The 19,217-nt window shown below is 56.1% G+C and carries 17 protein-coding genes; 8 read left to right on the top strand and 9 right to left on the bottom strand.

Annotation, left to right across the window (positions count from 1 at the left end; genetic code table 11):
• Positions 1–9: 9 nt before the first annotated feature.
• From recQ to CFU_RS04360, 5 genes are all read right to left on the bottom strand, one after another.
• Entirely contained in the window at positions 10–1,854 is a 1,845-nt protein-coding gene (gene recQ / locus CFU_RS04380) for a DNA helicase RecQ (protein ID WP_014004833.1), read from the bottom strand.
• 11 nt (positions 1,855–1,865) lie between these two features.
• A complete protein-coding gene (locus tag CFU_RS04375) occupies positions 1,866–2,738 on the bottom strand; it encodes an undecaprenyl-diphosphate phosphatase (RefSeq protein WP_041741277.1) in 873 nt (290 codons plus the stop codon).
• Between the two features lie 71 nt (positions 2,739–2,809).
• Positions 2,810–3,655 (bottom strand): undecaprenyl-diphosphate phosphatase, encoded by an 846-nt coding sequence (locus CFU_RS04370; RefSeq protein WP_041741276.1) that lies wholly within the window; start codon positions 3,653–3,655, stop codon positions 2,810–2,812.
• Positions 3,656–3,754: 99 nt separating this feature from the next.
• A complete protein-coding gene (locus tag CFU_RS04365; RefSeq protein WP_014004830.1) occupies positions 3,755–4,327 on the bottom strand; it encodes a DUF1439 domain-containing protein in 573 nt (190 codons plus the stop codon).
• Between the two features lie 33 nt (positions 4,328–4,360).
• Positions 4,361–4,630, bottom strand: a complete 270-nt coding sequence (locus tag CFU_RS04360) for a YkgJ family cysteine cluster protein (protein WP_041741275.1) — start codon at positions 4,628–4,630, stop codon at positions 4,361–4,363.
• Between the two features lie 201 nt (positions 4,631–4,831).
• On the opposite strand from CFU_RS04360, the gene CFU_RS04355 reads away from it, so the two are divergent.
• The 4 genes from CFU_RS04355 (at position 4,832) to CFU_RS04340 (ending at position 7,896) form a co-directional block, all read left to right on the top strand.
• The gene (locus CFU_RS04355; RefSeq protein ID WP_014004828.1) at positions 4,832–5,470 is read left to right on the top strand and encodes a TetR/AcrR family transcriptional regulator; all 639 of its coding nucleotides are present in this window, start codon (positions 4,832–4,834) and stop codon (positions 5,468–5,470) included.
• 68 nt (positions 5,471–5,538) lie between these two features.
• Positions 5,539–6,204 (top strand): protein-L-isoaspartate O-methyltransferase family protein, encoded by a 666-nt coding sequence (locus CFU_RS04350; protein ID WP_014004827.1) that lies wholly within the window; start codon positions 5,539–5,541, stop codon positions 6,202–6,204.
• A gap of 8 nt (positions 6,205–6,212) precedes the next feature.
• Positions 6,213–6,536 (top strand): rhodanese-like domain-containing protein, encoded by a 324-nt coding sequence (locus CFU_RS04345; RefSeq protein ID WP_014004826.1) that lies wholly within the window; start codon positions 6,213–6,215, stop codon positions 6,534–6,536.
• 52 nt (positions 6,537–6,588) lie between these two features.
• Positions 6,589–7,896, top strand: coding sequence for a TolC family outer membrane protein (locus tag CFU_RS04340; protein ID WP_014004825.1), 1,308 nt, complete (start codon positions 6,589–6,591; stop codon positions 7,894–7,896).
• Positions 7,897–7,938: 42 nt separating this feature from the next.
• Here CFU_RS04340 and CFU_RS04335 read toward each other — a convergent pair whose 3' ends face one another.
• Positions 7,939–8,580: a TetR family transcriptional regulator gene (locus CFU_RS04335; protein ID WP_014004824.1), complete on the bottom strand. Its 642-nt coding sequence runs from the start codon at positions 8,578–8,580 to the stop codon at positions 7,939–7,941.
• Positions 8,581–8,823: 243 nt separating this feature from the next.
• Here CFU_RS04335 and CFU_RS04330 point away from each other — a divergent pair, with 243 nt between their 5' ends.
• From CFU_RS04330 to galE, 4 genes are all read left to right on the top strand, one after another.
• Positions 8,824–10,056, top strand: a complete 1,233-nt coding sequence (locus CFU_RS04330; RefSeq protein WP_041741273.1) for an efflux RND transporter periplasmic adaptor subunit — start codon at positions 8,824–8,826, stop codon at positions 10,054–10,056.
• An 11-nt stretch (positions 10,057–10,067) separates the two neighbouring features.
• Positions 10,068–13,220 (top strand): efflux RND transporter permease subunit, encoded by a 3,153-nt coding sequence (locus CFU_RS04325; RefSeq protein WP_014004822.1) that lies wholly within the window; start codon positions 10,068–10,070, stop codon positions 13,218–13,220.
• Positions 13,213–14,640 carry an efflux transporter outer membrane subunit gene (locus CFU_RS04320; RefSeq protein WP_041741271.1) on the top strand — a complete coding sequence of 476 codons (1,428 nt, stop codon included), beginning with the start codon at positions 13,213–13,215 and terminating at the stop codon, positions 14,638–14,640. Before CFU_RS04325 ends, CFU_RS04320 begins: the two co-directional genes overlap by 8 nt.
• Before the next feature lie 113 nt (positions 14,641–14,753).
• Entirely contained in the window at positions 14,754–15,776 is a 1,023-nt protein-coding gene (galE, locus tag CFU_RS04315) for a UDP-glucose 4-epimerase GalE (protein WP_014004820.1), read from the top strand.
• Between the two features lie 37 nt (positions 15,777–15,813).
• Here the strand turns inward: galE and CFU_RS04310 are convergent, their stop codons facing one another.
• The 3 genes from CFU_RS04310 to CFU_RS04300 form a co-directional block, all read right to left on the bottom strand.
• Positions 15,814–17,067, bottom strand: a complete 1,254-nt coding sequence (locus tag CFU_RS04310) for an O-antigen ligase family protein (RefSeq protein ID WP_014004819.1) — start codon at positions 17,065–17,067, stop codon at positions 15,814–15,816.
• 143 nt (positions 17,068–17,210) lie between these two features.
• A complete protein-coding gene (locus CFU_RS04305; protein ID WP_041741268.1) occupies positions 17,211–18,215 on the bottom strand; it encodes a glycosyltransferase family 8 protein in 1,005 nt (334 codons plus the stop codon).
• A 266-nt stretch (positions 18,216–18,481) separates the two neighbouring features.
• Positions 18,482–19,216 carry a YdcF family protein gene (locus CFU_RS04300; protein ID WP_238531399.1) on the bottom strand — a complete coding sequence of 245 codons (735 nt, stop codon included), beginning with the start codon at positions 19,214–19,216 and terminating at the stop codon, positions 18,482–18,484.
• Position 19,217: the final 1 nt, after the last annotated feature.

Here is a 19,217-nt window from a genome sequence, read left to right as displayed (position 1 = left end):
GCCGAGACGTCAGGTGAATTCGGCAATCAGCTCGACAATTTCAGCGCCGTAGGTCTCCAGCTTCTTCTCGCCAACGCCGCTGACGCCGCGTAGATCGCCCAGTGACGCCGGTTGCGCCTTGGCGATTTCGCGCATGGTGGCGTCGTGGAAGATGACGTAAGCCGGTACGTTGTGCTTGCGCGCAGTCTCGACCCGCCACCAGCGCAGCTTCTCGAAAATCGCCTGCTCCAGCGTCGACAGGTCGGTTTCGACATAACCCTTGGGCTTGCTGCCGCTGCGTTTCTGCTTGACCGGTTTCTGGTACTGCCGCAACTGCACCGGCTGTTCGCCGCGCAGCACCGGGCGTGCGGCGTCGGTCAGCTTGAGCGCGCTGTACGCTTCATGGTCGACCGTGATCAAGCCCAACGCAATCGACTGCCGCAAGATGGCCCGCCATTCCGCTTCGCTGCGATCGCTGCCGATGCCAAAGGTGGAAAGCTGATCGTGGCGCCATTGCTTGATCTTGTCGGAATCGATGCCGCGCAGGACATCCATCACATGCATCGCGCCGAAACGCTGGTCGACCCGGTAGATCGTCGATAGCAGCTTTTGCACCACCACCGTGGCGTCGAACGACACCGGCGGGCTCATGCAGGTATCGCAATTGCCGCAACGCTCCGAACCCTGGCCGAAATAGTCCAGCAAACGCACACGCCGGCAATGCAAGGTTTCGCACAGGCCGAGCATCGCATCGAGCTTGACGCCCAGCACCCGCTTGAAGACTTCGCCGGCTTCCGATTCGTCGATCATGCGTCGCTGCTGCACCACGTCCTGCAAGCCATACGCCATCCAGGCATTGGCGGGCCCGCCGTCGCGGCCTGCACGGCCGGTTTCCTGGTAATAGCCCTCTATGCTTTTCGGCAGGTCCAAGTGGGCGACAAAACGCACGTCCGGCTTGTCGATTCCCATGCCGAAAGCGATGGTAGCCACCATCACGATGCCGTCTTCGCGCAGGAAACGGCCCTGGTTCCTGGTCCGCTGCGCATAGTCCATGCCGGCGTGGTAAGGCAAGGCCTGGATCCCCTGCTGCTCCAGGAATTCGGCGGTCTCTTCAACCTTCTTGCGCGACAAGCAATACACGATGCCGGCGTCGCCCGCGTGCTCGCTCTGGATGAAGTCGAGCAGCTGCTTGCGACCGTTGGCCTTCTCGACAATCTGGTAGCGGATATTGGGGCGGTCAAAAGAGGAAACGAAACGCGCGCCCTGCTCCAGCTGCAGACGCAGCGCGATTTCCTCGCGGGTCTGCTGGTCGGCGGTCGCCGTCAGCGCAATCCGCGGCACTTGCGGGAAACGCTCGTGCAAGATCGACAGCTTGATGTATTCGGGCCGGAAATCATGGCCCCATTGTGAAACGCAGTGCGCCTCGTCGATCGCGAACAGGGCGATCTTGGACGATTCCAGCAAGTCCAGGCAACGCGGCGTCAGCAGGCGCTCCGGCGCCACATACACCAGGTCGAGATCGCCGCTGCGCACGCGGCGTTCGATCTGCGACGCTTCTTCGTAGGTCTGCGTTGAATTCAGGAAGGCAGCGCGCACGCCGACTTCGGCCAGCGCATCGACCTGGTCCTGCATCAGCGCGATCAGCGGCGACACCACCACGCCGACGCCATCCCGCAGCAAGGCCGGGATCTGGTAGCACAGCGATTTGCCGCCGCCGGTCGGCATCAATACCAGCGCATCGCCGCCGTTGGCTACGTGGCTGACAATCTCAGCCTGCTGGCCACGGAAAGAGGGATAACCGAATACCGTTTGCAGTATGTGGAGTGCTTGCGGGTCGGAACCGGCGGATACGTCTGGATGTGGCGAGTGTGACATCAAATATTTATTTAGCTAAGGAACCCGTTGTGCACAGCCACCAGAAGGAAAATCCCCAAGGCGATGCGATACACGATAAACGGCCAGGTGGAGAATTTCTCCAGGAACTTCATCAATCCCCAGATCGCGCCGAACGCCGACACGCTGGCGACCACCAGGCCGAAAATCAGCAGCATCCAGGTCTCCAGCGGCATATGCAGATGGAACAGCACCAGCAGCTCTTTCAAGCCGGCCAAGGCGATCGCCGGCAAGCCGAGCAGGAAAGAGAAGCGCGCCGCTTCTTCACGCTTGAAGTTGAGGAACAAGGCGGCAGTCAGGGTCGAACCGGAACGCGACACGCCCGGAATCAGCGCCCCTACCTGCGCCAGGCCGACTATCAACGCGTCACGCAAGCGCATCTCGCCGACCGTGCGGCGATGGCGGCAACTCAATTCGGCAATCGCCAGCAACACTCCCATGGCGATGCAGGCATAGCCGATCACGCTCAGGCTGCGCAGCGGCGAGCCGCAGGCGTTCAGCACCGGCGCCAGCGCCAGCCCGGCGATCCCGATCGGAATCGTCGCCAGGATGATCGCCATCCCTAGGCGGAATGACGGGCTGCTGAAATTGCGCTCGCGTACCGCGTTGATGCTGCCGACGGTCACCTCGCGCACATCGCGCCAGAAGTAGCTGACCACGGCCGCCAGCGCCGCCAGCTGCATCGCCGCCGAAAACGCCGAGCCGGGATCGTGCCAGCCCAGTATGGCCGGGACGATGCGCATGTGCGCAGTGGAAGAAATCGGCAATAGCTCAGAGATGCCCTGAATTACGCCAAGGATCGCGACCTGCACGTAATCCAGCGATGCAAACCCGATATCGGTACCAGCGGAACATACACCTGCCACAACATTCTCCTGTTCAGGGTGAGACAACTATCGTTTAAAACGCGGGCAATTCGCGTGGACAACCCTCCGGCTCAATGCGTCCAGTTGACCCAGCCGGTGTAGCCGGTCACGATCACCACCAGGCCGAACACGATCCGGTACCAGGCAAATGCAGTGAAATCATGACTGCTGATATAACGCAGCAACCAGCGCACGCACAGGAACGCTGACACGAAGGCGGCGATGGTGCCGATCGAAAACAGCGGGATGTCGGCGGCCGACAGCAGCGCGCGGTCCTTGTACAGCGAATAGATGGTGGCGGCAAACAAGGTGGGAATCGCCAGGAAAAACGAAAACTCGGTAGCCGCCTTGCGCGACAGGCCAAACATCATGCCGCCGATGATCGTGGCGCCCGAACGGCTGGTGCCGGGAATCAGCGCAAACGCCTGGGCAATGCCGATCTTCAGGGCGTCGAGCGCACTCATGTCGTCCACCGACTCGACCCGGGCGACACGGTCGCCGCCCTTGTTGCGGCGCTCGACCCAGAGGATGATGAAACCGCCGACGATCAGCGCGATCGCCACCGGCAACGGTGCAAACAGTTTTTCCTTGATCATCTTGCTGAAAAAAAGTCCCAGCAGCGCAGCCGGCACAAAGGCGATGACCAGGTTGACAACCAGCTTGCGAGCCTTGGGATCGCTGGTCAGGCCGCGCAACACCGCGCCGATGCGGGCCCGGTATTCCCAGCACACTGCGAAAATCGCGCCGGCCTGGATGGCAATCTCGAACACTTCCGCTTTTTCCCGCGTGATGTCAGCGGTGAAATCCAGCAAGCTGCCGGCCAGGATCAGGTGGCCGGTTGACGAGATAGGCAGGAATTCGGTGAATCCCTCGACCAGGCCCATGATGAGCACTTTTAACGCGAGAATAATATCCATGTAGTGTGGGAGTAGTAAGAGAAAGGAAATCAAGCGCCGGGGCGAATGATACCGCCCTGGCAATCGTATTGTTGCGAGTGTTTTCTTAAAACCTGCCGGCTATTTTACCGGTTCAAACGTGACCACCAGATTTTCCGCCCGGGTGCCGATTTTTGTCGGCATGAAAGCGACGCCGGCATAACGCAGGTCTTCAGGTTTGAAGGTATACAGCGGCAGGTTGGTCAGCAGCTGATGCGTCAGCAGATTGCCGATCTGCGTGACTTGCGCAGCGTAGGTGTTATCCAGCCCGTCAAGCACCAGGCTGTCCAGCTTCGGCTCCTGCAAGGTCACCGCGTTATGCGGATTGTCCAGGAACAGCACGCCCGAGATCGCCATCTTGCCGCTCCACGACTTGCCCAGCAGCGGCATGGTCAGGATCACGTCGGTTGTCATGGCCAGGCGGTTCTGTTCAGGAGGCAAACTGAGCTGAGCCTTGTTCGCAGTTATTTCAAACAGGCCCAGATAACGCTGGGAAAACGGCAAGCGCTTGTCTACCGATTGCTGCAGCTTGGTCAATGGGAATTCAACATCGCGCGGTCCGATCAGGGCCGCACAGGAAGATAGCAGCAGCGTCGCCAGCAAAACCAGCAGCACCGGCGTTTTCGTAACAGGCACGTAATTTTTCATTTGCATTCGGATTTTCCTTATTCTGTCTGCAGACAGACCTTACATGGCAGTCAATCGTTCCAGCGTCGCCAGATAATGCATGGCATGTGCGCGGGAATTGCCGCACATGTCCGGCGCCGGCTGCAGGCTGGCGCATACCGCGGGACGGTCGGGACTGCCGAAAATCCGGCAGAGGTTGGCCTGGTCCAGCTGGATGCAGCGCACACCCGCCGGCTTACCGTCAGGCATGCCAGGGATAGGCGACGAGATCGACGGCGCCGTGCAGCAGGCGCCGCAATCCGGGCGGCAAGCGACGCCCTGCGCGCTCATGCCAAGCCCCCGCCAATTAATGGTTTTTTTGAAAACATCTGCAGCCTGTGACAACACCGGTTTAAACGAAGGCCAGATTCTACCGGCAATCGCCGCGCCTACCCCAAAGTTCCAGCGCGCACGCCAACCTTTCTTGACACTCCCGCGGTTGCCGCTTACATTACTGACTCTCAAGTCATTAATTAAAGATGCTCAGTATTCATGAACTGCCCTTTCAGCTCCAAACCCCGCTGGGCAAGACGCAAGGAAGCGCGCCCGCAGGAACTGCTGGCGGCTGCGCTGGACCTGTTCGTCGAACGCGGATTTGCCGCCACCAGGCTGGGCGACGTCGCAGCCCTGGCCGGCGTCTCCAAGGGCACCTTGTACCTGTATTTCGAGAGCAAGGAAGATTTGTTCAAGGCGGTGGTGCGCGAAAACATACTGCCGGCGCTGGCTGAAGCGGAAGATATCATCGACGGCTACCAGGGCCCTAGCGCCGACCTGTTCCGCGAAATCCTGCTGGGCTGGTGGGAGCAGATCGGCGCCACCAAGCTGTCCGGCATCACCAAGCTGCTGATGGCCGAGTCGGGCAATTTCCCGGAGCTGGCGGCCTTTCATCGCGAAGAAGTCAGCGAACGCAGCGAAGCCATGATCGTGCGCCTGCTGCAGCGTGGCATAGAGCGCGGCGAGTTTCGCGCGATCGACGTGCGGCAGACCGCCAACGTGCTGATCGCGCCGGTGATCATGCTGATGATGTGGCAACAGCCGCTCAACCCCTGCCATGTGGAGCCGGTGGATGCCGGCAGTTACCTGGACAGTTTTATCGATCTTTGCCTGCACGGCCTGCTCAGCAAAGCGTAGCGTGCAATAGGTTTTGAGGGTGGCCTTTGATAGAATGAGCCCTTTATTTTCACTACCGAGCCTTAACCATGAATATCGAACAAGCCCGCTTCAACATGATCGAACAGCAAATTCGCCCTTGGAACGTGCTGGAACTGGACGTGCTGGAATTGCTGACGGTAGTACGGCGCGAGGAATTCGTCCCTGCCGCTTACAAGAGCCTGGCGTTTTCCGATACCGAAATCCCGCTGCCTGGCCCGAACGGCGAAAGCATGCTGGCGCCCAAGGTCGAAGCGCGCCTGCTGCAGCAAGCTGCCGTGAAAAAACATGAGCAGGTGCTGGAAATCGGCGCCGGTTCCGGCTACATGGCGGCTTTGTTGTGCTACAAGGCAAGGCATGTGACAACGGTAGAAATCGATCCCGAGCTGAAAGCGCTGGCCGAAAAGAATCTGGCGGCCTACGGCATCACCAATGTCGAGGTAGTGCTTGGCAACGGCGCCCAGGGCTGGGACCAAGGCGCAAGCAAGACCTACGACGTGATCGTGATTTCCGGCTCGCTGTCGACGCTGCCTGACGCCTTCCTCAAGCAGCTCAATGTCGGCGGCCGGATTGTCGCCATCCTGGGTGAAGCGCCGGTGATGTCGGCGCAGATCATTACCCGTACTTCGGACAGCAACTACAGCACGGTCCACCTGTTTGAAACCAACGTCAAACCGCTGCGCGAAGCTGCCGTTCACTCCCAATTCAAATTCTAAGCCTGCCCATGCAACATCTCACCGCCTCAGAACTGGCCTCCTGGATCGCCGATCCGCAGCGTCCGACGCCGTTGCTGCTGGACGTGCGCGAACCGTGGGAATACGAGACCTGCCACATCGCCGCCGCTCAGCTGATGCCGATGCAAACGGTGCCGGCCCGCCTGAATGACCTGGAAGAGGACCAGGCGATCGTCTGCATCTGCCACCATGGCGCGCGCAGCATGCAGGTCGCCGCGTTTCTCGAGCGTCAAGGATTCTCCGCGGTCAGCAACCTGACCGGCGGCGTCCACGCCTGGGCGCAGCAGGTGGATCCGGCCATGCCGACCTACTAGGCCTTATTGAGCCAGACCATACCCACCTGCCGCCACTGTTCCGGAGAGTGTAATGCGCAATACCCTGATGGCCTCGTTGATCGCAAGCGTATTGCTGACTATGGCTGTGAATGCGCATGCAGTCGACCTGGTCCAGACCTATCAGCAAGCGCTGGCCAACGATCCGGTATACACCAGCGCACGTTATGCGCTCAGCGCCAGCAACGAAGCCAGCGTCCAGGGACGCGCCGCCCTGCTGCCGGTAGTCGGCTTCGGCGGCAACTACAGCCGTGCCGGGGAATCCTGGAAAACCATCACCAACAATTACAGCCTGCAGCTGACCCAGCCGCTGTTCCGCCCGGCGTACTGGCAGCAGTACCAGGAAAGCAAGCTGTCGGTCGCCGCCGGCGAGGTCAAGTTTGCCCAGGCTGAACAAGACCTGATGCTGCGCGTCAGCCAGGCTTATTTCGACACGCTGACGGCGCAAGACGTGCTGGCGACGCTGCAAGCTCAGAAAAGCGCGATTGCCGAGCAGCTGGCTTCGGCCAAGCGCAATTTCGAAGTCGGCACCGCCACCATCACCGACAGCAACGAGGCGCAGGCCAGCTACGACCTGGTGATCGCGCAGGAAATCGCCGCCGGCAATAACCTCGAAGTCGCTCGCAATGTGCTGCAGCAGATTATCGGCAAGCCCCCGGCGCCGCTGGCGACTCTGCGCGCCGGCGTCCAGCTGAGCGCGCCGCAGCCGGCTGCGATCGAGAACTGGGTCAGCAGCGCCGAACAGCAGAATTTCGGCGTGGTGGGCCAGGAGATTGCGCTCAATAGCGCAAAATACGAGATCAAGAGGAACCGCGCCGGCCATCTGCCGACGGTCGACCTGGTAGCCAGCCGCGCGCATTCGGATGTCAGCGGCAGCCCTATTCCTTTTTATAATATTTCGCAGACGGGCAACTCGATCGGCGTGCAATGGACGATCCCGCTATACGCCGGCGGCGCCGTCAACAGCGGCGTGCGGCAGGCGGTGGCATTGGAAGACAAGGCACGCTCCGACCTGGAGAGCGCGCGCAGGAATGCAGCGCTGAATGCGCGCCAGGCGTATCTGGGGGTCAACAGCGGCCTGGCCCAGATCAAGGCGTATGAAGCGGCGGAGATTTCCAGCCAGTCGTCGCTGGACTCGAACCGGCTCGGTTATCAGGTTGGCGTGCGCATCAATATCGATGTGCTGAACGCGCAGCAGCAGCTGTACTCGACCCGCAGGGATTTGGCCAAGGCGCGTTACGATACGCTGATGAATAGCCTGAAGCTGAAGTCAGCGGTAGGCGCCCTGAAGGAAGAAGACCTGCAGCAAATCAATGCCTTGCTGACGCCGGCAGCGTATTAAGCCTCCGGTTATCGCGGTCATGCGTGGGCACAGGTTCTCACACTACACATTGTTTTTCAGGATGAACGGCGAAGTCTTGAACATGTGGATGCAGTTGTCGACCACTTTCGAAACGTTTTCCGCCAGATCAAAACTCTGCGGACTGAAGGTCCAGTTGTGCAGGATGCCGAACAGCAAGCCTTGCACCATGACCGCAGCCAGTATAGGATCGAGCTCGCGCGGCAACTGCCCTTTCGCAATCGCAAATCGCAACAAGCGTTCTATATCGGTGCGGCCTTGCAAAAAACATTCGTGCTGGCGGATATAGATCGGGTCTTCCGGATCGACCAGCTCACATTTATGCAGGACGATTTCAAAAATCTTGCGCGACTCCGGATTCAGCGTCGCCTCCTGCAGGGTAAACAAACATCTGTTGCGGAACTGGTTCAAAGGATCATGCGCATTTTCGTCGGCGGTTCTTTCTATCATCGCCTCCATCGGCAGGCGCACCCGCTCGCACATTGCATCGAACAAGTCGCTCTTGTTCTTGAAGTGCCAATAGATAGCTCCGCGCGTCACGTCAGCGGCGCTGGCGACGTCGGCCAGCGTGGTGCGCGCCACGCCGTGCTGGTGAAACACCTCCGCTGCCGCATCAAGGATGCGGCTCCGCGTTTCCAGTGCTTCTTCTTTTGTACTTCTAGCCATTTAAACCGACCTCCAAACTGTTACGATACTTTGTGCGCTCGCAGCAAATAATTAATTGACAATACATACATGCCACATACATTCGTGCATGTATGTATAATAGCAGCATTCCGGCTGCTCCACCCGCTTTCTGGCAAGGCATCCGGTGCAACAAAGCAATTACTTATATATCCTATGTCAATTCCAGAAACAGAGTCACCTGTCAGATTTGCAGTCTTTCCTCAATTACCGTGCGAGAATTTTATGAATTCAGTTAGCTCTATCAGTCGTCTCACGCGTATCACCCTGGCTATCGCGCTCCTGTCCGCAGTTGCCGCCTGCGGCAAGAAGCCGGAAGCCCAAGCGCAGCCGCCAGCCGGTGTTTCCTTCATCACTATCGCCCCGGAGCGCCTGGCCCTCACCACGGAATTGCCAGGTCGGCTGGAAGCTACCCGTATCGCCCAGATCGGCGCCCGGGCAGCCGGCATCGTGCTCAAGCGGAATTTCCGTGAAGGCAGCGACGTAAAAGCTGGCCAAACCTTGTACCAGATCGACCCGGCGCCGCTGCAAGCCGCTTACGACAGTGCGCAAGCAACCTTGGCCAAGGCTGAAGCAAACCTGACTACAGCGACCCTGAAAGCACAGCGCTACAAGCCGCTGGTGGACGTCAATGCGGTCAGCAAGCAGGATTACGACGACACCGTCGCCACCCAGAAGCAAGCGGCGGCAGATGTGGCATCCGCCAAGGCCGCGCGCCAGACCGCTAGCCTCAATCTCGGCTACGCCACCGTAACCTCGCCGATTTCCGGCCGCATCGGCAAGGCGCTGGTGACCGAGGGCGCGCTGGTCGGACAGGGCGAAGTAACGCAACTGGCAGTAGTGCAGCAGATCGATCCGATCTACGTCAACCTGACCCAGTCCAGCACCGACATCCTCAAATTGCAGCAGGCGATGAAGAGCGGCCAGCTGGAAAGCGCCGGCCCGGGCCAGGCCAAGGTCACCCTGGTGACTGAAGACGGCCGCACCTATCCGCAAAGCGGCAAGCTGTTGTTTTCCGACTTGACGGTCGATGCCAACACCGGTTCGGTCACCCTGCGCGCTGAATTCCCTAATCCGGATCGCAACTTGCTGCCTGGCATGTATGTGCGCGCCAAACTCGAACAGGCAGTCAATGCTTCCGCCCTGACCGTGCCGCAACAGGCGGTCCAGCGCGACCTCAACGGCTCTTCGGTGTTCGTGATCGGCGCTGACAATAAAGTGGCCGTACGATCGGTGACCGCCGACGTCGCACAAGGCGATAAATGGATCGTCACAGAAGGCCTGAAAGCCGGCGACAAGGTAATCGTTGATGGCTTGCAAAAGGTAAAACCAGGCGCGCCGGTCAATCCGTCGCCATGGAAGCCTAATGCTGCCCCGGCAGCTACAGCCGCACCTGCTGCAGCCGGCGCCAGCGCCAGTGCCGCAGCTGCGTCAGCTGCCACATCTACCGCTAAATAAGGAGCCTATTAATGGGCAAGTTTTTCATCGACCGCCCCGTATTTGCGTGGGTGCTCGCCATCTTCATCCTGCTCGGGGGTGCTTTGGCGATCACGCAATTACCGGTGGCGCAGTATCCTTCGATTGCACCGCCGACTATTGTAGTTAACGCTACCTATCCTGGCGCAACAGCACAGACTCTCGACGATAGCGTTACCAGCCTGATTGAACAGGAAATGAATGGCGCCGACGGTTTGCAATATATCGAGTCGCAAAGCCAGGCTAATGGTACGGTAGCGATCACCGTGACGTTTTCGCCTGAAACCAATGCAGACCTGGCCGCAGTGGACGTACAAAACCGCTTGAAGCGGGTGGAAGCTCGCCTGCCGGCGGCAGTCACGCAACAGGGCGTACAAGTCACCAAATCGCGCAGTAACTTCCTGATGTTTATCGGTCTATCTTCGAGTGACGGCAAGCTCGACCCGATTGCGCTCGGCGATTACCTGTCGCGCAACGTGCTGAACGAAATCAAGCGCGTGCCAGGCGTTGGCCAAGCCCAGTTGTTCGGTACTGAACGCGCCATGCGGATTTGGATTGATCCAGCCAAACTGGTTGGGCTCAACCTGACGCCAGCCGACGTAACGGCTGCAATCACTGCGCAAAATGCTTTGGTCGCAGGCGGCACCATCGGTGATTTGCCTAGCCCGGGCACTCAGCAGATCTCCGCCACCGTGGTTGTCACCGGCCAGCTGAATACGGTTGAACAGTTCGGCAATATCCAGTTGCGCGCCAATGCGGATGGATCGATGGTACGTTTGCGCGACGTTGCGCGTATTGAAATCGGTGGCCAGTCTTATGCGACCGCCGGCCGCCTGGACGGCAAGCCGACTTCCTTCGTCGGCGTGCAATTGTCGCCAACCGCCAATGCGCTGGGCACCGCCACTGCGGTCCATGCCAAGATGGCGGAGCTGTCGAAGTATTTCCCAGCCGGCGTCACATACACTATTCCTTACGACACCTCGAAATTCGTCAAGATTTCGATTGAAGAAGTGGTCAAGACCTTGGTAGAGGCGATCATCCTGGTGTTCCTGGTGATGTATCTGTTCCTGCAAAACATCCGCTACACCTTGATTCCGACATTGGTCGTACCGGTCGCGCTGATGGGTACTTTTGCCACCTTGCTGCTGTTTGGTTTTTCGATCAACGTGCTGACCATGTTCGGCATGGTGCTGGCGATCGGGATCCTGATCGACGATGCGATCGTGGTGGTGGAAAACGTCGAACGCATCATGAGCGAAGAAGGTTTGTCGCCGCGCGACGCAACCCGCAAGGCGATGGGCCAGATTACCGGCGCACTGATCGGTATCACCCTGGTGCTGATCGCGGTGTTCATCCCAATGGCGTTCTTCAGCGGCGCGGTTGGCGCCATCTATCGCCAATTCTCGCTGTCGATGGTGGCTTCGATGGTGTTCTCGGTATTGATGGCATTTACGCTCACGCCGGCGTTGTGCGCCACCATCCTGAAACCGGTGGAAGCAGGACATCACCATGAGAAGAAGGGCTTCTTCGGCTGGTTCAACCGCAAATTCAACGCGACCACCACCGGCTATCAGGGTGTGATCGCTAAGATGCTGACCAAGACTGGCCGTTACCTGCTGATATATGGCGCAATCCTGATCGGCGTCGGCTTGTTGTACGCACGCTTGCCGGCGTCGTTCCTGCCGGCCGAAGATCAAGGTTACATCATCACCAACGTGCAATTGCCTTCCGGCGCCAGCAGCAATCGCACATTGGAAGTCATCAAGACGATTGAAGACTACTATTCGAAATTGCCTGGTGTCGCCCATGTGGTTGCTATTACCGGCTTCAGTTTCTCGGGCAACGGTCAGAATGCCGGTCTGGTATTCACGCCGCTCAAGGACTGGAGTGAACGTGGTCCGGATCAGTCCGCCGACGCGATCGCAGGCAAGGCATTTGGCGTGTTCTCGCAAATCAAGGACGCCATTGTCTACCCGTTGAATCCGCCACCGATTCCGGAACTGGGCAACGCCACCGGCTTTACCTTCCGTCTGCAGGACCGCTCTGGACAGGGACATGCAGCACTGAATGCAGCGCGCAACCAAATGCTGGGCATGGCATCGCAAAGCAAAATCCTGGCTGGAGTTCGTCCTGAAGGTCTGGAAGATGCGCCACAGCTGCAACTCGATATTGACCGCGACAAGGCCAATGCCTTGGGCGTATCGTTCAACGCCATCAACAGCGTGCTGTCGACAGCACTTGGCTCTTCCTATGTAAATGACTTCCCCAACCAGGGCCGTCAACAACGTGTAATCGTGCAAGCCGATGCGCCTCAACGGCTGCAACCGGAAGACCTGGCCAGGCTGTATGTCAAGAACACCCAAGGAACCATGGTGCCGTTCTCGTCATTCACCAGCTCGCACTGGACTAACGGTCCGGTACAACTGACGCGCTATAACGGCTATCCGGCGATGAAAATCTCCGGTGGTGCATCACCTGGCCACAGCACTGGCGAAGCGATGGATGAGATGGAAGCATTGACTGCGAAACTCCCTCCCGGCTTCGGCTTTGAATGGACTGGCCAGTCGCTGGAAGAAAAGACCTCAGGCTCGCAAGCGCCAATGCTTTATGCATTGTCGCTGCTGGCGGTGTTCCTGGTGTTGGCAGCATTGTACGAAAGTACTTCCATCCCGCTGGCAGTGATGTTGGTGGTGCCGTTGGGGATTCTCGGCGCATTGCTGGGCGTAACATTGCGCGGCATGCCTAACGACGTCTACTTCAAGGTCGGGATGATTACCGTGGTTGGCTTGTCGGCGAAGAACGCGATTCTGATTATCGAGTTCGCCAAAGACCTGCAGGCTGAGGGCAAGGGCTTGATCGAAGCGACGCTGGAAGCGGTGCACTTGCGGTTCCGTCCGATCCTGATGACTTCATTCGCGTTCATCCTGGGTGTGCTGCCGCTGGCAATCAAGACTGGCGCCGGTTCTGGCAGCCAACGCGCAATCGGTACCGGCGTCATGGGCGGCATGATCACCGCGACAGCCTTGGCGGTATTCCTGGTACCGGTGTTCTTCGTGGTGGTGCGCAAGCTGTTCAAGGGCAGTGAGCGCCAACGCAAGCTGCATGCGGCCAACAAGAAAATAGATGTGGAGAATCAGCATGTTTAATTTATTACCCAAGCAACTGACCGGCGCCCTGCTGCTGGCCGGCGTCCTCTCGGGTTGCACCATGGCGCCGACCTACGTGCGGCCGGAAGCGCCGGTCGCCGGCAGCTATCCAGCCGCCGCCGACGGCCAGGCGCAGCTGGATGCGGCGGCGCTCGGCTGGCGCCAGTTTTTCCCGGACCAGCGGCTGCAAGCGCTGATCGCCTCTGCGCTTGAAAACAACCGCGATCTGCGCACCGCCGCCTTGAACATAGAACAGGCGCGCGCGCAGTACGACATCACGGCGGCCGATGCCTTGCCCAACTTCGACGGCAATTTCAGCCGCACTCGCGGCCGTACAGCCACGTACCAGCTAGTGCCAGGCCAGAACGCGGTGAACAATGTTTACCAGGTCGGTTTGAACATGACCTCGTTCGAGCTGGATTTCTTCGGCCGCGTGCGCAGCTTGAAAGATGCCGCACTGGCGAGCTACCTGGCGACCGAAGAGGCGCGGCAATCGGCGCAGATCAGTCTGATCTCGCAAGTGGCCCAGGCTTACCTGACCGAACAGTCGTATGCCGAGCAGGAAAGACTGGCGCGGCAAACCCTGGACAGCCGCCTGGACGACTACAAGCTGGACAAGATGCGCTTTGAAGTCGGCGCATCGTCGGAACTCGACCTGCGCAATTCGGAAACGCTGGTGCAATCGGCCCGCGTCTCGCTGACGACGCTGGTGCGCCAGCGCGGCCAGGCCACCAATGCCTTGGTGCTGCTGGTCGGCAAGCCGTTAGGCGACCTGCCGGCGCCGCAATCGCTGTCGGATGAACAGATCGTTACCGACATCCCGGCCGGCCTGCCTTCCGACCTGCTGAACCGCCGTCCCGATATCCGTGAAGCGGAGCAGCAGCTGCGTTCCGCCAACGCCAATATCGGCGCAGCGCGCGCGGCCTTCTTCCCTACTATCTCACTGACGGCGGGAATCGGCAATGCGAGCACGTCGCTGGGCAGCTTGTTCTCGGCAGGCAGCCGTACCTGGTCGTTTGTACCACAGCTGACGCTGCCGATCTTTGAAGGCGGCCGCAACCGCGCCAACCTGTCGCTGAGCGAAATCCGCAAGAACCTGGCGATTGCCAGCTACGAGAAAACCATTCAGAGCGCATTCAGGGAAGTTGCCGATGCACTGGTGGCGCGTGGCACACTGGAGGAACAACTGGCAGCACAGGACGCCTTCCTCAAGGCGCAGGAACAACGGGTGAAACTGACCGAACTGCGCTACAAGAACGGCATCGCCAGTTCGACCGACCGCCTGAATGCCCAGCGCGACCTGTTCTCGGCGCAGCAATCCTTGATCCAGACACGGCAGCTGCGTCTGAACAATGCGATTGACTTGTACCGTTCCCTCGGTGGCGGCTTGAATGAAAATACTGCTGTGGCGGCGAAATAGTCATTACGCTTGAGCATGAATGTTTGAACCAAGCAAAACGCCGCACTTGTGCGGCGTTTTTTTTACCATTACAGTTTGTATCTGCCATCAATATGGATTGAATCACATCCCCCATGAAGAAAACCATTGTCCTGACCGGAGCCACCGGATATATCGGCTCCCATACCTGGTGCGCTTTGATAGAAGCAGGATACAACGTTATTGGCCTGGATAATTTCTGCAACAGCAGCGTCGAAGTGATCGGGCGGATTTCTGCAATTACGCAGGAAAAATTGATTTTTATCGAAGGTGACGTACGCGATAAATCCCTGCTTGACTCCATATTCCTGAAGAACAAAATAGATGCTGTCATTCATTTTGCTGCATTGAAAGCAGTAGGGGAATCAGTAGAAAAGCCTTTGACCTATTACGATGCCAATTTGAACGGTTTGTTGAACTTGTGCATGGCCATGGCACAACATAGCGTAAAAACCCTGGTATTCAGCTCGTCAGCAACGGTTTATGGCGACCCCGAATCAGTTCCAATTAAAGAGGATTCTGCTCTGCGCACCACCAGTCCATACGGTCAAACAAAATTGATGAGCGAGCAAATCTTGCGTGATCTCGAATATTCAGACCGTGACTGGAAAATAGGCTATTTGCGCTACTTCAACCCGGTTGGCGCACATGAGAGTGGATTAATCGGGGAAAATCCGCGAGGGGTGCCCAATAATCTGATGCCTTATGTGGCGCAAGTTGCCGTCGGCAAACTGGACAAATTACGCATATACGGCGGTGACTACCCTACCCCGGACGGGACCGGCATACGAGACTACATACATGTAATGGATTTGGCAGAAGGCCACGTGTCAGCATTGTCGCATTTGCTCGATGAGGGCCCCGATAATGCATCGTTCACAATCAATCTTGGCGCTGGACGCGGCATCAGCGTTCTTGAGGTGATTCACGCTTATGAGAAAGCATGCGGGCGCCCGATTCCCTATGAAATTGTGGCAAGGCGCCTAGGTGACGTTGCCGCCTACTACGCAGATCCTGCCCTTGCAGCTGAAATCCTTGATTGGCGAGCCACCCGAGGACTCGATATCATTTGCCGCGATTCATGGCGCTGGCAAAATATGAATCCCAACGGCATATAAATCCGGAAGGCTCCCTGTTCCATGTTCTAGGTACGGATCAAGAATGAAGTGGCGGGTCCTCTTTCAGGAGCTTTTTGCTCTTCATGATATATGTAAGGAAAAACGCAATGCTTAGAACATAATACGGATAAATTTCCCACCATAAAAATACAACGTCCACTAACCCCAGGACGACAAAACCAAGGCAGAGCGCTACTCCCATTCCAGCTGTATATCGAATCTCATGGTCTCTATTTTGTATATCACGTAAAAAATAATATGCCGGAACGAAATACAATGCCAACAATGCAAACAGGCCAAACAGGCCCAGCCTGGACATCATGAATAATACTTCGTTATGTGAATGTGGATAAGTTGCCGCAACCGGAGTAATAATATTTCTCTCTGCCAACCCCTCTAGTGCCTTCGGAAAACCTTCTACACCGACCCCGAAAACTGGATGTTCAGTGAACAACACCCATGATCCTCGCCATAATTGAAGGCGGATTCCGAGAGAAGTATCGACATTTTCGCCTCCGGAATATTGAGTCATGTCGCTTTCAGCAACAGATACCCGCTCCTTTACAATCTGGCCATAATGGGAGACGCCTCCAATTAATATTACAAAAAAAACGATTACGGACAGCTTGTAGCTGGTAGGTATATTTTTAGTTATTAAAAAAGCAAGAATAATGAAAACTGGTATCGTCAGCCAGACACCCCGAGATTGCGACAAGTACGCTACATACAAACCAGCGCATAGCGCCGCAAACTTGATAAATATGGCTAGCTTATTTCCCGGCTTATTCCATGCGATCGAAAATACCGAAAATAGTCCCAACAGCAAGGCCATTTCCGCAAAAATTATAATGGGAATAAAATCCGTTCCATAGCGCGAAGCTCCGCCATCCGTAAGAATATAGATTTTGATAGCCGACAGAAATGCACCTATGACAATCGCCCATTGCACATGCTTCATATATCTGATCGGCAAGAACGAGACGATCCAAAAAACCAAGACAAACATCGCAAGCCGAAATGGCGGATCGTATGTCCTACCGAGAAAATTGCCAGATGCAGCCTGATTCGCAAATACGGCTATTAAAGGAGCGCACATTGCCAGGCCAAGCGGCCAGTAGTCTTTCACCAGCTGCGCGAATGAATTGTCAGCTGGATATTTCCTGCCAACAAGTAAAATCAAGCTAATTAGCAACAATAAAGCATAGAGCACTCCGGCAGCACGATCCACAACCAATGCCAATATATAAAAGGCTGCAACTATGGCAGTAATCAAAAATTTCGTATAACGCAAGTGTTTCTCCGAATTACGAATATTCCAATACTCGAATAAAAAATATGGTTCTGTTATTTCTAATAACTAGCATCGGAATTCAATCTGATGCTTGATGTTATTTTCAATTTTTAAATAAAATCAATAAAATGCAAATAGAATATTTATGACTTGGTATATTTTTTTATACCGTGAATAAATCTCACCCATAAATATTTTATATGCCATCCGACTCCTTCAGTGATCCGATTCTGTTTAATCAGGAACTTTGAGAACAATTTCAATTCTCTGGCATTTTTCGGCTTATCTAATGGCATGTCAGCCCAAGATGACATGGATTGATAGTCAAAAAATATAGATTTTGCCTCATGCAGGCACCATGCGTGCCAAGGCTTTACCGGTCCTGTAAAGTGAATAAATACGAACGGCTCCGGAATATCTAGCTGTGTACTACCATTGCTGAGGAAATCCACCAGGTGGTAACGATAATTCCATTTATCTTCAATGTATTTTGTATGCCCATTGAGCACGGCATTTAATGCATCTTGATCTGCAAACCTCAATTCTTGCGTTGAAAGAATAATGAGTGCCTTATTTTGAGTATCGTTTGCTATCCAATTATTCACATCGATGTACATCACACCGGCATTGAAATATTCATGATGCTGCAGATTTAATGCGGAGACCTGGGTTTTTACCGTAGTTTCAAGTTCATCATGAACAACCGCAGCGATACAATTACCCATGTCGACAGACAATAATTCCTGGATTTTCCCCATGCACAAGATATCGGCATCAAGATACAAGACTTTGTCAGCTATTCCATGCAATAAATTAGGAATTAATATCCGAACAAAAGTACCAAGTGGATGTTGTGAAAAACAAGGGAATTGAGAAAACTCAGACAACATATCCGGGTTCAGGATATGAATTACTATGGAAGTACCGCAGTTGCTTTCCAGCTGCTCTAAACGATGGCGACTATCATCTGTGATTGAAAATGCAAAGACATGAAAAATAAACACCATGTCAGGATTATTTCTTACAATAGAGACTATATTGACGCCCATGCCGCGAAAATAATTCGTATCAACACCAAAAGCCACGTGCACCGCGCTGGGGTTGAGAACATTATCTGAAGCAGAGTTACAAGATGATATTGCGCCCAATTGTAATCCTTACTAACTTATATTGTATGAGTCCTCGGACTTCACGGATAAAAAACTGAGTCAATCGAAGTTTGTAAAAACATACATTCTGAAATACGACTCGTTGAGACAGCTTTTTTTGAAATAGCGAAGGATAACAAACTTGGGTTCTCCATGTCATAAAAACGCTCTGTATGTAGCAATTAATTACAAAATTGTCTGACTAGGCTCTTTGCCAAAATCAAAACCGCCTTGTAGCCATGCAGCTCCGAATCACTTCCGGCCCGCTACCAGAATAAACCCACCCATTCGTGCAACGCATATTCGCTACGGCGCAAACCCTCGCCAGACGGCAGGAAACTCAGCAAGGTGAGCCGCTCCCGGCTAAAAAACACGGTTGGAGCAGAGATCACCGTCAGCCCGGCCTGAGCGAACAGCAGTCGAGCGCGATGCATATGCACTGCATCTGTCACCAGAATGATTTTTCGTATCCGCGCCTGCCTTAAAATTTCAGCGGAGAAGCTCGCATTTTGTTTGGTATCGTCGGATGCCCCTTCCAGCCACCTTACGGGTGTCGCAAAATCGTCCCGCAAGCTGTTTTCCATTATGGCCGCTTCCGATATCCTCGAGCCGTCGGGCGTGCCGCCTGAGACCAATATCGGCAGCCCGGTCTGGCGCTGCAGTTTGGCGCCGTAACGCAAGCGTGCCAGGGTCCAGTAATTCGGACTGTCGTCGCCGCCATATTCCGGCGCGTTTGCCTGCCGCCCGCCACCCAATATGACAATCGCCTGCGCGCCGTCCACCTCGCTTACTGCCAGCGGCGGCGAACGCTGCTCCATCGGCATCACCAACAGCAAGGCTCCCGCCTTGGTGCTAAGTATTGCCAGCAACAGCAACGACGACATGCTGATGGCCATGCCGGTGCGTGGATAAGCCCGTCGCAGCAGCAAACCGGTAATACACGTCAGGATCAGGTTAGTTGGTAGAAGCAGCAGCGTGCTCAGTACTTTGGTGACGATCACA

It is taken from the genome of Collimonas fungivorans Ter331 (assembly GCF_000221045.1).
GTDB classification, from domain to species: Bacteria; Pseudomonadota; Gammaproteobacteria; order Burkholderiales; family Burkholderiaceae_D; genus Collimonas; species Collimonas fungivorans_A.
Note: the sequence above shows the minus strand (reverse complement) of the source record. Positions and strands in the feature narration are given on the sequence as shown.